Raw genomic sequence first — 13,948 nt, 5'->3', positions numbered from 1 at the left:
ACCCGACGGCGCGGGCGGCGGGGCGAGCAGCGCCGGCGGGGCTGGTGCCGCTGTCGGGGATCCGCAGGCCGACATCCGCGCGCTGGTCGAGACGGTCCGCGTGCTGTTCGACCGGCCCGAGGTACGCGTGGCCCTGCCCGGCCTCATCGCCGACACCGTGGCCGACGCCGACCTGCACGCCCGGATGATCGCCCGGCTCGCCGGCAACCTGCCCGCGTTCGAATCGCGCTTCGGTCGGGCCCGCCGGAGCGACGACCACCTGCCCGTGCTGGCGGAGGTCGTCGCGGGCGCGGCGATCTTCCGGCTGCTGGTGAGCCCTGACGCCGCGCTGGACGACGAGTGGGTCGAGGAGCTGACCGCGCTCATCACCGGGCGGTGGCAGGCCGGCGGCTGAGGCGGGAGCCGGTCAGGAACCCGCGATCGCCAGGATGATCCAGACCGGCAGCCACAACCCGAAGGTCAGCAGCGTGAGGATCAGGTGCAGGGCGTGGTTGACGCGCCTGACCTGCCCGCCGTGCACGTACACCGTCTGCTGCATGGGCGGGTAGCCGAACTGCGGCGGGTAGGGGCCCTGCGGGAACTGGTGCGGCGCCACGTGCAGGTGCTGCGGGATGTACTGATCGGCGTACCCGAACTGCTGGCCGGGGCCATACGGTGCCGTCGGACCGTAGGGCGCGGCGGGCGGCATGCCGTACGGGAACCCACCCTCGTGGGCCAGCGGCTCGGGCGGTCGCGCGTACGGCTGGGCCGGCTGGTGCGGGTGGGCGAAGCGCTGGGGTTCGTAGCGCTGGGGCTCATGCTGCTCGGCGGGCGGGAACTGCGCCGTGGGGAACTGCTCGGTGGGGAATCGCTCGGTGGGGAATTGCTCGGTGGGGTTGGCCTGCCCCGGCGTCTCGGACCGGTCGAGCCAGTCCTCGGACCACGGCCCGTCCGGTCGCCGTGCGTACTGCTCGTTCATGCTGGCTCGATTCGAGGGGTCGCTGGCGGGATGGGACGCCCTCCAACATAACCCCCGACACCGCCCCGTTGACACCGGTCAGGGCCGATCTCAGGGTCGAATCCGGGTCACCCTGAGGGGCCGCGGTGCGGATCCGGGGGGCGGCAGTGTGAATCTCGGGAACATTCCGATCCGCCACCCATCCGGAATGCGGGGGCCTCCGAATCCTGTGTAGACGCCCAGACAGGAGATCCATCATGAGCACGGTCCCCGCACGTCGCCGCAGCACGATCACGACGGTCGCCCTCGTCGGCCTCGGCCTCACCGCCGCGACCCTCGCCGTGGGGACGGGACTGCTGACGATCGGGTCGTCGTTGAACGCCACCGTCGCATCCGCCGAACTCGCCGCCGGAGCCGCACTGATGTCCCGCACCACTTGGATGCTGCCCGCCCTGTTCACCGTCATGGTGTTCGCGGGAATGGTTGTTGCCGTTCACCTGATCGGCGGTCGCAGACGCCCGCAGACCACTGAGGCCCGGGTGCGCACCCGCGACAACGAGCCCCACCTCGCCATCCCGTTCGAACTCCGTGCTCCGGACCGGGCCGTCGCCGAGGCCACCCGCGGACTGTTCCGCCACATCGACTCCTGAATCGGATCCCGGGGCGGGGTGACCTCGTCGTCGTCGTACCTTTGTCCGGCACACCCCGCCGGTGCCACGATGGGCGCATGGCGAAAAAGGACAAGCGTTTCGAGAAGATCCATTCCGAGTCGATGGGGTTCGGCGGGACCGCGGAGATCCTGCGCGACACCCGCACCGGCGTCTGCTACCTGTGGCGCTCGGCCGGTGGGAGCGGGGGCGGGCTCACCGTGCTCGTCGACGCCCAGGGCAAGCCGCTGATCGAGTACGGGCTCTAGTTCGCCGCAGCCGGGGAGACGCTGCAGTCGGGGGCGATGCTGCAGGTCAGCCCGCGCACGCCCCGCCGGTGCCGCCGCCGGTGCCGGAGGTCGAACCGAGATCCGCACCCAGCTTCTCCGCGAGCCTCGGCGCGAGCCCGGTCGGGGTGGGCTGCGGACACGTCGACATCGTCGGCACGGTCGCGGACGTCAGCGAGGACCCGCCCGGCGGCGCGGCGGAATGCGCCGTGGTGGTCGCCGAGACGGCCCCGGGTTCAGGGGTCGGGCCGGCGGCGGGGACCCGGATGATCACGGACGCCGAATCGTCGCCGTCGCCGACGCCGCCCCTGTCTTCTCCGGTGGCGCGGGCGCCCTTCGGGTCGCGCTCGGCCATGGAGTCACCGGCGTTCGGGCCCGGATCGGCGACGGTCGACGACAGGACCCAGGTCTGCGGACCGGGAGTCTGCGGGACGGGGTCGGCGGATGTGGTCGGGACGACCGCAGCCGATCGTTCCAGGCCCAGCGGCACCAGGAAGAACAGGCCGAGGAGGAGCGCCACACCCAGGACGGCCCAGCCGAGCCCCGGAGGGGAGGCCGGGCGCGGAGCGTCTTCTGTGGTGCCGTGAGCCGGGGACGGGGCCTGCCGGGTGGCGGCGTCGTCTCCGACAGGGCGGCGATCTCTGTGTCTGGACCGCCTGAAGCCGACCATCGTGTCTCCCTCGGCAAGGCACCGCCGCGGATCGGCTCTGTGCGACTGCGGGAGACACTCACCACCCCTTCTCCCAGCAGTACCATCGCCGAGAGTTTAGTAAGCGTTACTTCATGCGCCACGGTGAGGTGGGCCGTGGACTGGAGGAACGGAAGTGACCGCCGGTCCAGTGGCGGCAGGGCGGGAGGTACGGCGGGGGCGCACTCGCTCATCCGATCAGCGATGCGCGGGGCCTGACACCCCGTGAGCCGGTGGCCACCCCGAGGTCGCGATCGAGGCCGCGCTGGACGCGTCCGGGCTTCCGGTGTGCTCCGACCGCCTGTCGATCTGCGCCAGCAGACGATTCAGACCCCTGAGCTCCGCTCGGGCCGGCTCCCTCTGACGCTTCAGGCCGGGCAATGGGTGGTCCCCAGCCGAAAGGGTGGACGTTGTCAGAGGCGCATGACACGGTCGAGTCACCTGATCACGAGGAGCGCCGACCGATGACCCACGAACACGACCACGGTGCCCCCGCTGACCGAGCGGCGGAGAACCACAGCCGCGACCAGCATGCGGGCAATGGTCAGCACACTCGGGAGCAGGCCCACCACGGCCACGCCGACCACCCGGCGCCTGGCGGGGACGACCACTCGGGCCACGACCACGCGGGCCACGACCACTCCCACCACGTGCAGCTGTACGCCCGCCTGTTCTGGATCATGCTGGCGCTCGGCATCCCGACCGTCGTGTTCTCCCCGATGTTCGGCCACCTGCTCGGCTACGAGGTCACGGGCTGGGGACTGTGGGTCGCGCCGGTGCTGGGCACGGTCATGTACGTGTGGGGCGGCCGCCCGTTCCTCACCGGTGGCGCGGACGAGCTCCGCGAGCGGCAACCCGGCATGATGCTGCTGATCAGCCTCGGTATCACGGTGGCGTTCCTCGCCTCGTGGGGCGCGACGCTGGGACTATTGGACCCCGAGCTCGAGTTCTGGTGGGAACTCGCGTTGCTCGTGGTGATCATGCTGCTCGGGCACTGGGTGGAGATGCGCTCGCTCGCCCAGACCGGGTCCGCGCTCGACTCCCTGGCCTCCCTCCTCCCGGACCGTGCCGAGCGCGTGGTGGGTGACCGCGTCGAGGAGGTCTCACCGGAGGAGTTGAGGTACGACGACGAGGTGATCATCCGCCCCGGTGACGCCATCCCCGCGGATGGCGTGATCACCCGGGGCTCGGCGAGCATGGACGAGTCGATGATCACCGGCGAGTCCCGCACGGTCCGCCGGGGCGAGGGTGAGCAGGTGGTGGCGGGAACGGTCGCGACCGACTCGGGTGTGCGCATGCGGGTGACGGCGGTCGGGGACGATACCGCTCTCGCGGGCATCCGCCGACTCGTGGACGATGCGCAGAACTCGTCGTCGCGGGCGCAGCGGATCGCCGACCGGGCCGCGGCGTTGTTGTTCTGGTACGCCCTCGGCGCGGCGGTGATCACGGCGCTGGTCTGGTGGTTCGTGGGCCCGGCCGACCAGATCGTCGCGCGGGTCATCACCGTGCTGGTGATCGCGTGCCCACACGCGCTGGGGCTGGCGATCCCGCTGGTCGTGTCGATCGCCACCGAACGCGCGGCCCGCGGCGGCGTGCTCATCACCGACCGCCTGGCGCTGGAGGGCATGCGCACGATCGACGTGGTGCTGTTCGACAAGACCGGGACGCTGACCAAGGGCGCACCGGCGGTGACGGGCGTCGAGGTTGCCGAGGGCTGGGCCCCCGATGACGTGATGCGCCTGGCCGCGGCCGCCGAGTCGGACTCAGAGCATCCGCTCGCACGGGCGGTCGTCGCCTCGTCGGACGAGCACGACCTCGAGGTGCCCGCCGCCACGGACTTCAGCTCGTCGCCGGCCGTGGGCGTGCAGGCCCGCGTCGACGGCCGACTGGTCCAGGTCGGCGGGCCGTATCTGCTGGAGCAGGAGGGATTGGCCGAGCTGGACGAGCTCGCGGGCACGGTAGGGGACTGGCGCACTCAGGGCGCGACCATCCTGCACGTGCTGGTCGACGGTGGTGTCGTCGGCGTGCTGAGGCTGGTCGACGAGGTGCGCGACGAGTCCCGGGCGGCGGTCGCCGCACTGCACGACCGCGACGTGGAGGTGCAGATGATCACCGGCGACGCCGATGCCGTGGCCGCCTCCGTCTCCGAGGAGTTGGGCATCGACCGCTACTTCGCGGGCGTCCGGCCCGAGGACAAGGCCGCCACCGTGCGGCGTCTGCAGGATGAGGGCCGACGGGTGGCCATGGTCGGCGACGGCGTCAATGACGCGCCCGCGCTGGCGCAGGCGGACGTGGGGATCGCGATCGGCGCCGGCACCGACGTCGCCATCGCCTCCGCGGGCGTGGTGCTCGCCTCCGACGACCCGCGCTCGGTGGTCTCGGTGGCGGCGCTCTCGGATGCGACCTACCGCAAGATGCTCCAGAACCTGTGGTGGGCGGGGGGCTACAACCTCGTGGCCATCCCGCTGGCCGCGGGTGTGCTGGCGCCGGTGGGCATCATCATGCCGATGTCGGTCGGCGCGATCCTCATGTCGCTGTCGACGGTGGTGGTGGCGGTCAACGCGCAGCTGCTCCGCCGCCTGGACCTCTCGCCCGAACAGGTCACCACTCGCAGCTGACGGTCCACCTGGCAGCCGGCGGCGCGTGCCCACCGGCGGCTCGCCGAGCGGAGGCCCGGTCGATCGTGAGCCCAGCTGATCGTGAGCTCAGCCGATCGCGGCGAGCAGATCGGCGCAGGCCTTCTCGCAGCGGCGGCAGGCCCGGGCGCAGTGCTTGCAGTGCTCGTGCATCTCGGCGTGCTGCTCGCAGTCGTCGGCGCAGGCGGCGCAGGCCGTCCGGCACGCCGTGAGCTGCGCCTTGACGACCTCGAGGTTGCTGCCGGTTCGGCGGCTCAGCAGGGCGGCGGTGGCGGCGCAGACATCCGCGCAGTCGAGGTCGGTGCGGATGCAGTCGCGCAGGTCGGCGACGGACTCCTCGGCGAGGCACGCGTCGGCGCACGACGTGCAGGTGGTGGCGCAGGACGCGGCCGCGTCGATGGCCTCGGCGAGCAGGTCCACGTCGAGGCCGTCGGTCGGATTCGGATGGGACGTGATCATCTCGGAAGTGCTCATACCCCCACGCTACTGATCCCGCCCGGTGGCGCAAGGTCTGAGATCAAGACGATATAACGCCTGGTGGGGGGCTCGGAGGTGTCCTTCAGGGGCGGGGCGCAGGCCGCGCGAGCCCTCGCGCGAACCCGTCGATCAGGTCCGCCACATAGGTGCCGTGCGGGGGACCGACCTCCGGCGGATCGCAGGCCCGCGCCGCGAGTTCGGCGGTGAGCATGACGATGAACTGCCGGACCCGGTGGCGGGCCAGGTCCGGGCCGCACGCCGCCGTCGCGGCCGCGACCAGCATCTCCAGCTGATCCTGCAGTGCGGTGTCCGCGACCGGTCCGGTGTTGACCGTCCGGCCCACCTCCGCGAGTGCTCCCAGCTGGCCGATCACCCGGAGCGTCCAGCGGCCCTCGTCGTCGTCCAACAGGTCCGCCAACGGGGACACCACCGCCCGCACGATCTCGGCGAGGTCGGGCGGCGACGACACCCACGTTCGCAGGTCCGCGCGTCGCTCGGCCTCCATCCGCAGGACGCCGCGGTCCAGGACCTCCCGGAGCAGTCCCGCGCGGCCGCCGAAGTGGTAGTTGATCGCGGAGTCGTTGCCCTGGCCGGCATCGGCGACGATGTCGCGGACCCGTGCCGTCCGCCAGCCGTCCGAGGCGAAGCGGCGCAGTCCGGCTAGGTAGAGAGCGTCGCGGGTGGCCGTGGCGCGTGGGGTGGTGGAGCGCGGGGTGGTGGAGCGTGGGCTAACGGGGCGGGGCACGCGCTCGAGTCTAGAGGGGCCCTTCCCATTGTTTAACAGTCCGTGTTAAACGGTGCCATGACCCCGCGCGCCATGCCTCAGCCCGCCATGACCCAGCAGCCGGCGACGGCCCCCATGTTCGACCCGTTCGACCCCGCGCACCTCGCCGACCCCTACCCGGGCTACCGGCTGCTGCGCGAGACCGATCCGGTGCACCATCACCGCGGCGACGGCACCACCGCCCACCCCGACTTCTGGGCGCTGTCCCGCTACGCCGACGTCGACGCCGCCGTGTGCGATCCCGGGACCTTCTCCTCCGCCAGCGGGCTGACCTTCTACCGCGACGAGATCGAGAAACTGGGGCTGGCCCCGACCATCGTCATGATGGACCCGCCCGAGCACTCCGGGAAGCGGCGGCTGCTGGCCAAGGCGTTCTCCCCGAAGCGCGTCGCCGCCACCGAGCCGCAGATCCGCGACTTCGTCCGTGGGCGGCTGGCGGAGATGGCCGAGAGGTACGACGACGACGAGGTGGTCGATCTCCACCGCGACTTCAGTGCGCAGATCCCGACGTTCGTGCTGGCCCACCTGTTCGACCTGCCGGCACCGGACCGCCCGCTGTTCGGCCCGTGGGTCAGTGCGCTGACGACCCTGCAGGAGGAGGGGTTCCGCCCGGCCGGCCTCGAGGGCGGGGCGGTGGACGCGGTGGCGGAGATGTTCGCCTACTTCGGTGAACTCATCGCCGAGCGGAGAGCCCACCCGGGTGACGATCTCATCTCCGCTCTGGCTCAGGCCGAGATCGAGGGCGAGCGGCTGGACGACTGGGACATCCTCGGCTTCTGCTTCGTCATCGTCGCCGGCGGCAACGACACCACCGGCAACCTCATCTCGCACACCGTCGCGCTGCTCGACTCCCATCCGCGGCAGCGGGAGATGCTCGCGGCCGACCCCGGGCTCATCCCCGGCGCGCTCTCGGAGTGCCTGCGCTTCGAGTCGAGCGTGCAGGCGCTCGCGCGGACGACCACCCGCGAGGTGACCGTCGGCGGGACGACGATCCCGGCGGGGGAGAAGGTGATGATGCTCTACGGCTCGGCCAACCGCGACGAGCGCGAGTTCGGTCCGACCGCCGGGCAGCTCGACATCACGCGCGAGATCAGCGGGCACCTCGGGTTCGCCCGCGGCCCGCACTTCTGCATCGGCTCGCACTTCGCGCGGCTCCAGGCCCGCATCGCAGTGGAGGAGCTCTACGCCGCGCACCCGACGGTCGGGGTCGACCGGGACTCGGCGGTTCGGGCGCTCTCGCCGTTCACCCGGGGGTTCGTCTCGCTCCCCGCGACGGGCCTGGCCTGACCTGACCTGACCTAACCTACGGCTGGGCATCAGTCGTGTTCGGGCCGCCTCCGATTGCGCTTGATCTCGGCCCGGCGGCGTTCATGCTGGACACGTCGCCGCTGCGAACCGCGAGTGGGTCGGGTAGCACGCCTGGCGACCGGCGGCGCCACCGCTTCACGCAACAGCTCTCCGAGGCGCTGGCGTGCCGTCGCCCGGTTGCGCCGCTGCGACCTGTTCTCCTCCACGCTGACGGTGAGGACCGTGCCGGACAGTTTCGGGGCGAGGGTGAGCAGGGCCCGTTCGCGCTGGACCTCGTCCAACGCCGTCGTGGTGCCCAGGTCGATGCTCAGCTGCACGCGCGAATCGGCGGTATTGACGTGCTGGCCGCCGGGGCCCGACGACCTCGAGAAGCGCTCGACCAGGTCTCCCGCCGGCACCGTGAGGCCACGGGGCGCGCCGGGCCCCGGAGTCACGCGCAGGCCGTCCATGGAGCCAGTATCCCGCACCGACGAGCGCGGCCGGGAACCCGACAGCAGTCCGGACGTCAGTCGAGCTGCTCCTGCGGCAACTCGGCATCCGTGCCCGCCGCCCGGCGCTCGTCGACCAGACGGGGCTCGACCCGCTTTGAGGGATGGAACCCGGCCTTGTCCGCGTAGAAGGCACGGATCCTGTCCATGTCCGCGGCCACGTCGCCGGTCAGATCGATCGTCGGGCCGAGCCCGGTCGTCATGGTGCTGCGATCGACGTAGCCCAGCGTCACCGGCATGCCGGTTTCGCGGGCGATCCGGTAGAAACCCGACTTCCAGTGCGTGTGCCCGCCGCGGGTGCCGTCCGGGGCGACGACCAGGCCGAACGTCTCGCCCGCGTGGACCTGCCCGACCACGTCCTCGACGACCCGGGCGGGGTTCGCCCGATCGACCGGAACCCCACCGAGCGCCCGCATGATCGGCCGGCGCCACCCGGTGAAGAGGCTGGCCTTGCCGAGCCAGTGCATGTCGATGCCCAGTCGCCAGGCGATACCGAGCATGAACACGAAATCCCAGTTGGACGTGTGCGGTGCGCCCAAGAGCACCGTGGGTCGATCCGGAGCCGGTCGGGTCGACAACTCCCAACGGCTGAAGAACCAGAAGGCGCGGGAGACGAGGCGGCGGATCACCCCGTCACCCTAGGCCACCGCCGCGTGCGGCGGAGGGGGTCGAGGCCGGACGGGAAATCAACACACAATCGACGCAGTTACACTGCGAATATAACGATATAGTCATCTTTACGACGGCATCGTCGATCCAGACGAGTGTCGTGTCACCTACTCCTGAGGAACCGCTATGGGTGCTCCGCAACCCGCTCCGTCCCACTCCGATCCGAACCCCGGCTCGACGGCCCCGCCCAGATCCGGGCAGGGGACCCGTCCACTCAACTGGATCATGCTCGTCGCCGGGGTGCTGCTCACGGCGCTGGGCCTGGGACTCACGGCGGCCGGCATCCTGCTCGCCGCAGCAGAGGCCTCACAGCGGGACGGGCGGTATGCGTACACCGAGACCGAGCAGTTCCGCTCGGTCGGCAACGCGATCATCACGGCCCCGTTCACCCTCGACCTGGACGGGGAGCAGGCCGCCTCCTCGGGCGCAGTCGATCTCGAGGACCTGATCAGCGTCCGGGTCCGCGCCACCCCCGTCGTCCCGGGACAACGGGTGTTCCTCGGCATGGCGCCCGCCGATGCCGTCGACGAGTATCTCCGGGACGTGCCCCACGCCGTGTTCGGCACCGACCCGTGGGCCGACGGCTATGGCATGGACGCCTCGGACTGGACCGGCCGATCAGGCTCGAATGACGACGTCGACGAGGTCCCCGGGACGCGAGTGCCGGGCCCTCCCGCCGACGAGCGGTTCTGGGAGCGTTCCGTCACCGGCTCCACCCAGCAGACCCTCAATGTGGATCTGCAGTCCGGGAACTGGGTGATCGTCGTGATGAACAGCGACGGCAGCCGCCCGGTGTGGGTGGACGTGCAGGCGGGGGCCCACACCGAGTTGTTAGGATTCGCGAACCCGGCCACGCTGATCGCCGGGATCGTCGGTCTGGTGCTCGGGATCCCGCTGATCCTGCTCGGTGCCGCCGGGCTGGGTCGCGACGTCGAGCGTCGACATCCGGGCGTCGCTGACGCTGCGGGTGCCGATGTCACGGGCAGGTTGACCGGCCCCGATCCGCTGCGGCTGACCGGCCATCTGGATCCGGGCGTCTCCCGCGCACTGTGGCTGATCAAGTGGGCGCTGGCCATTCCGCAGTACATCGTGCTGGCGGTCCTGGGCTTCGCCGCGGTCGTGGTCACGGTGGCCGCGGGCCTGGCGATCCTGTTCACCGGCCGCTACCCGCGCTCGTGGTTCTCCTTCATCGTGGGCGCGATGCGGTGGCACTGGCGGGTCGGCTTCTACGCCTACGCCGCCCTGGGCACCGACCGGTACCCGCCCTTCGCGCTGGGCCGGGCGGACTACCCCGCCGATCTGGACGTCGTCTACCCCGAACGTCTGTCGCGGGGTCTCGTGCTGGTCAAGTGGTGGCTACTGGTGATCCCGCACCTGCTGATCGTCGGCATCATCACCGGCAGTGGCGCGGCGGCGGTCGACGCCTCGACCGACAACGACGGCATCAGCGTCGGCTTCACCCTGCTGGGACTCCTGGTGCTGATCGCCGCGATCGGCCTGCTGTTCACCGGGCGCTACCTGCCGGGCCTGTTCGCACTGAACGTCGGCCTCAACCGCTGGGTCTACCGGGTCGCGTCGTACGTTCTGCTGCTGCGCGACGAGTACCCGCCGTTCCGCCTCGACCAGGGGCCGACCGAACCGGCACCCGCCGCCGAGCACGCCACACCCGCCGAGTACGCCACACCCGACGGGCCTGCCTACCGCTGAGGGGCCGGGCGGGGGCCTCAGCGGTCGCCGGTGATGACGCGGGCCAGCAGATCCGCCAGCCGCTCGTCGATGCCCTCGCGATCGGCCTCGGGGATGTCCAGCGCGTCGAGCAGCGCGCCCCGGAGAACGGGCCAGGCGTACACGGCGGTGAAGACCAGCAGCAGCTCGACGTCGCCGGCGGGCGGGGGAGAGGTCATCCGCCGCAACGCGGCCGCCGGACGCTGCGACGGGTCGAGCATCGGCGGGAACGCCGCCTCGCGGTCCAGGGCCAGCCACGCGAGCAACCGGCTGATCTCCGGGTGCGACGAGGCTCCCAGCAACATCCCGCGCGCGGCCTCACCGGCGTCGTCGAGGTCCTCCAGGCGGGCGGCACCGTAACGCACCGCATCCTGCATCACCTCGGTGAGCAGCGCGTCCTTGCGCCCGATGTGCCGGTGGATCAGGCCGAGATTGACCTGCGCCGCGTCGGCGATATCGCGCAGCGGGACGTTCGGACCGCGATCGGACAGCAACCTGCGGGCCTCCCGCATGACCGCCGAGCGGACCTCGTCGCGGCCGGTCGGGCGTGTGGGGGACGGGCTGCCCGCGTTGTCGTCGTCGCCACGGTTGTCGTCGCCACTGCTGCCGTCCCCGTTCGGGGCGCCTGGCGCGCCTCCGACGGCATTCTTCCCGGTTTCCATTCCCGAACTGTACACAATTGACTACAGTCGCTGCTGTGCGCGCGACACGCGCGCCCCGACCCCCTGCGAAAGGCCAGCGATGAGCACTCCCGACCGCCGCGACGACATCGACGCCATCAAGTCACTCAAGTACCGCTACCTCCGCTGCGTCGACCTGCGGCTGTGGGACGAGCTCGCCCAGACGCTCGCGCCCGACGTCACCGCGTCCTACGGTAAGCGCCTGTCCTACACCGGCCGCGACGAGGTGGTCTCCGGACTGCAGGGTCAGATGACGAACGACGTCATCACCGAGCACCAGGCCCACCACCCGGAGATCGAGGTCGACGGCGACACCGCCACCGGCCGCTGGTACCTGCAGGACCGGGTGATCGTCCCCGCCTTCGACACGATGATCTTCGGCAGCGCGTTCTACTCCGACACCTACGCCCGCATCGACGGGCGCTGGATGATCACGAAGACCGGCTACAAGCGCACCTACGAGGCGATGATCAACCTCAAGGACGTGCCCAGCTTCCAGCTCAACGACAACCACCTCGCACCGTCGAGCGCCGACTAGCAGCACCGGGCACCGGTAGGGGGTCGGACGGACCGTCATGGAGCTGATCTGGGTCGCGGCCGGGTGCGTGGCAGTGGCCTCGGTCATAGGAGGGATGACCGGATTCGGCACGTCGCTCATGGCGACCCCGTTCATGCTCATGGCGGGCATCGGCCTGACCGAGACGGTCGTGGTCAATCTCGTGGTGGCGCTGGTGACGAGGGTGGGCGTCACCTACCAACTCCGCCAGCACATCGAGTGGCGACGCGTCGCCATCCTCGGCGGGGCGAGCCTCCCGGGTGCCTGGCTGGGCGTGCAGACCGTGAGCATGCTGCCCGAAGAGCACCTCAAACCGGCGGCGGGGGTCATCACCATCCTGTGTGGGCTGGCCATGGCACTTCCGACCGCACGCGTCGCGCGCCCGCCGTCGGCCCGGCTCACCGCGGTCACAGGCGCTATCGGCGGCTACTTCTCCACCACCACCTCACTCAACGGGCCGCCCGTGGTGCTGCTGCTCAGCCGCGCCAGGCTGCCCCCACTGAGCTTCATCGCCGACCTCGCCGGTTATTTCGTCGTCACCAGCATCGTGTCCCTGGCGCTGTTGTGGGCGGGCACGGACGTCGACCTGCGGGAACTGACGCCCATGCTCGCGGCCTGCGTCGTCGTCGGAGTGGCGTTCAACCAGCTCGGCATCGCGATCGCCACACGCCTGCCGACCCACGTGTTCCGCTCGTCGGTGATCGCCCTCGTGGTGGTCGCCGGCCTCGTCACCATCATCACGGCGTGATCGCCGCCCACCGAGATCCCGATCAACCACGGAGGACCCCATGACCGAGAACACCCAGAACACGCCCGGGGCGGGCACCGACCAGCCGGGCGCGGCCGCACAGTCCGGCGCCGACCGCGACAACCGCCTGGCCGGCAAGGCCGCGATCGTCACCGGCGGAGGACAGGGCGTCGGCCGCGGCATCTCGCTCGGCCTCGCCGAATCAGGCGCGGCGGTCCTGCTGGTCGGTCGCAGGATGCACAAGCTCGAACGCGTCGCCGAGGAGATCCGCTCCGCCGGCGGCACCGCCGAGTGCCTCGCCGCCGACATCGTCACCGACGGTGCACCGGAACAGATCATCGCCACAGCCGTAGAGCGCCTCGGCGGGGTGGACATCCTCGTCAACAACGCCAACATGGCCATGCCCCTGCCGCTGTCCGACTACCCGGACGACGACTTCCGCAAGGCCTTCGAGGGCGGCCCCCGCGTCTCGCTGACCCTGATGAAGCTCGCCCGGCCTGAGATGGCCAAGCGCGGAGGCGGCACGGTCATCAACCTCGTCACCTCCGCCGCCGTGCGCTGGGACGCCGCCAACTACGGCATCTATTCCGCAGTGAAGGAAGCCGTCCGCGCCCTCACCCGCGCCGCCGCCTACGAGTGGGCCGCCGAGGGGATCCGCGCGCTCAACGTGGCCCCGCACGCCCACAGCCCCGGGCTCGACTGGTGGATGGAGAACAACCCGGAGGAGGCCGCCGAGTTCGTCGCCGGCATCCCCGCCGGCCGGGTGGGCGACCCCCTCGCCGACATCGGCCGCCCCGTCGCCTGGCTGTGCTCCGGCGAGGCCTCGTATCTGAGCGGTGCGACCATCCCGTTGGACGGCGGCCAGTCCCGCTGGGGCTGACCTCGTCGTCGTCACCGTCGTCACCGTCGTCGCCGTCGTCGTCCCCGTCGTCACCATCATCACCGTCGTCCCCCCATCCCCACGCCCACGAGAGGCCACCCCGTGACCGACACCCCCACCCCGACCCGCGACGCGCTCGCCCTGGCCGCCGACATCCGCGCCGGCGCCACCAGCGCCGCCGAGGTGCTCGAGACCGCGATCGCCCGTATCGAGCGGCTCGACCCCGAGCTCAACGCGATGGTCTCCACCCGGTTCGACGCCGCGCGTGCCGAGGTGGAGGCCGGCCTGCCCGACGGCCCACTGCGCGGGGTGCCGATCGTCATCAAGGCGCTCGGCACCGACGTCGCCGGGCTGCCCGCCGCCGACGGCTCCCGACTGCTCGCCGACGTCGTGGCGACCGTGGACAGCACCGTCGTGCAGCGCTACAAGGCGGCCGGG

The 13,948-nt window shown here is 71.2% G+C and carries 17 protein-coding genes; 10 read left to right on the top strand and 7 right to left on the bottom strand.

Going from position 1 to position 13,948, the window contains the following annotated elements; genetic code table 11:
* Positions 1-394, top strand: a 394-nt coding sequence (locus tag G6024_RS08195) for a TetR-like C-terminal domain-containing protein (protein WP_182640347.1), incomplete at its 5' end; no start/stop codon positions are given.
* 12 nt (positions 395-406) lie between these two features.
* On the opposite strand, the gene G6024_RS16650 is transcribed toward G6024_RS08195, so the two are convergent.
* On the bottom strand, positions 407-958 hold the full coding sequence (locus tag G6024_RS16650) for a polyadenylate binding domain-containing protein (protein WP_227022232.1): 552 nt from the start codon (positions 956-958) through the stop codon (positions 407-409).
* Positions 959-1,194: 236 nt separating this feature from the next.
* On the opposite strand from G6024_RS16650, the gene G6024_RS08185 reads away from it, so the two are divergent.
* Together G6024_RS08185 and G6024_RS08180 are read left to right on the top strand one after the other, a co-directional pair.
* On the top strand, positions 1,195-1,587 hold the full coding sequence (locus tag G6024_RS08185; RefSeq protein ID WP_119193087.1) for a hypothetical protein: 393 nt from the start codon (positions 1,195-1,197) through the stop codon (positions 1,585-1,587).
* Positions 1,588-1,664: 77 nt separating this feature from the next.
* Positions 1,665-1,853 (top strand): DUF6440 family protein, encoded by a 189-nt coding sequence (locus G6024_RS08180; protein WP_067716403.1) that lies wholly within the window; start codon positions 1,665-1,667, stop codon positions 1,851-1,853.
* 46 nt (positions 1,854-1,899) lie between these two features.
* Here G6024_RS08180 and G6024_RS08175 read toward each other — a convergent pair whose 3' ends face one another.
* Positions 1,900-2,391, bottom strand: coding sequence for a hypothetical protein (locus tag G6024_RS08175; protein ID WP_159148456.1), 492 nt, complete (start codon positions 2,389-2,391; stop codon positions 1,900-1,902).
* 632 nt (positions 2,392-3,023) lie between these two features.
* Here G6024_RS08175 and G6024_RS08170 point away from each other — a divergent pair.
* Positions 3,024-5,177 carry a heavy metal translocating P-type ATPase gene (locus G6024_RS08170; protein ID WP_159148455.1) on the top strand — a complete coding sequence of 718 codons (2,154 nt, stop codon included), beginning with the start codon at positions 3,024-3,026 and terminating at the stop codon, positions 5,175-5,177.
* Between the two features lie 87 nt (positions 5,178-5,264).
* On the opposite strand, the gene G6024_RS08165 is transcribed toward G6024_RS08170, so the two are convergent.
* Positions 5,265-5,669, bottom strand: a complete 405-nt coding sequence (locus G6024_RS08165; protein WP_067716409.1) for a four-helix bundle copper-binding protein — start codon at positions 5,667-5,669, stop codon at positions 5,265-5,267.
* A gap of 85 nt (positions 5,670-5,754) precedes the next feature.
* Entirely contained in the window at positions 5,755-6,417 is a 663-nt protein-coding gene (locus G6024_RS08160; protein WP_119193091.1) for a TetR/AcrR family transcriptional regulator, read from the bottom strand.
* Positions 6,418-6,489: 72 nt separating this feature from the next.
* On the opposite strand from G6024_RS08160, the gene G6024_RS08155 reads away from it, so the two are divergent.
* Positions 6,490-7,743: a cytochrome P450 gene (locus G6024_RS08155; RefSeq protein ID WP_235027815.1), complete on the top strand. Its 1,254-nt coding sequence runs from the start codon at positions 6,490-6,492 to the stop codon at positions 7,741-7,743.
* Positions 7,744-7,772: 29 nt separating this feature from the next.
* On the opposite strand, the gene arfB is transcribed toward G6024_RS08155, so the two are convergent.
* Both arfB and G6024_RS08145 read right to left on the bottom strand, forming a co-directional pair.
* Entirely contained in the window at positions 7,773-8,213 is a 441-nt protein-coding gene (arfB, locus tag G6024_RS08150) for an alternative ribosome rescue aminoacyl-tRNA hydrolase ArfB (protein WP_067716417.1), read from the bottom strand.
* Positions 8,214-8,269: 56 nt separating this feature from the next.
* Positions 8,270-8,881, bottom strand: a complete 612-nt coding sequence (locus G6024_RS08145) for a 1-acyl-sn-glycerol-3-phosphate acyltransferase (protein WP_067716419.1) — start codon at positions 8,879-8,881, stop codon at positions 8,270-8,272.
* Positions 8,882-9,047: 166 nt separating this feature from the next.
* Between G6024_RS08145 and G6024_RS08140 the strand changes: the two genes are divergently transcribed.
* Positions 9,048-10,628 (top strand): DUF4389 domain-containing protein, encoded by a 1,581-nt coding sequence (locus tag G6024_RS08140; RefSeq protein WP_235027814.1) that lies wholly within the window; start codon positions 9,048-9,050, stop codon positions 10,626-10,628.
* A 17-nt stretch (positions 10,629-10,645) separates the two neighbouring features.
* Here G6024_RS08140 and G6024_RS08135 read toward each other — a convergent pair whose 3' ends face one another.
* Complete coding sequence (locus G6024_RS08135; protein WP_082923917.1) at positions 10,646-11,308, bottom strand: TetR/AcrR family transcriptional regulator; 663 nt, start codon at positions 11,306-11,308, stop codon at positions 10,646-10,648.
* Positions 11,309-11,387: 79 nt separating this feature from the next.
* Between G6024_RS08135 and G6024_RS08130 the strand changes: the two genes are divergently transcribed.
* From G6024_RS08130 to G6024_RS08115, 4 genes are all read left to right on the top strand, one after another.
* Complete coding sequence (locus G6024_RS08130; RefSeq protein ID WP_096906942.1) at positions 11,388-11,864, top strand: nuclear transport factor 2 family protein; 477 nt, start codon at positions 11,388-11,390, stop codon at positions 11,862-11,864.
* A gap of 37 nt (positions 11,865-11,901) precedes the next feature.
* A complete protein-coding gene (locus G6024_RS08125; protein ID WP_067716424.1) occupies positions 11,902-12,630 on the top strand; it encodes a sulfite exporter TauE/SafE family protein in 729 nt (242 codons plus the stop codon).
* 40 nt (positions 12,631-12,670) lie between these two features.
* Complete coding sequence (locus tag G6024_RS08120) at positions 12,671-13,510, top strand: SDR family NAD(P)-dependent oxidoreductase (protein WP_082923918.1); 840 nt, start codon at positions 12,671-12,673, stop codon at positions 13,508-13,510.
* Between the two features lie 102 nt (positions 13,511-13,612).
* Positions 13,613-13,948 (top strand): amidase family protein (locus G6024_RS08115; RefSeq protein WP_268817112.1); only part of this gene is annotated, 336 nt, incomplete at its 3' end.

The organism is Dietzia maris (assembly GCF_014144855.1).
Lineage (GTDB): Bacteria > Actinomycetota > Actinomycetes > Mycobacteriales > Mycobacteriaceae > Dietzia > Dietzia kunjamensis.
Note: the sequence above shows the minus strand (reverse complement) of the source record. Positions and strands in the feature narration are given on the sequence as shown.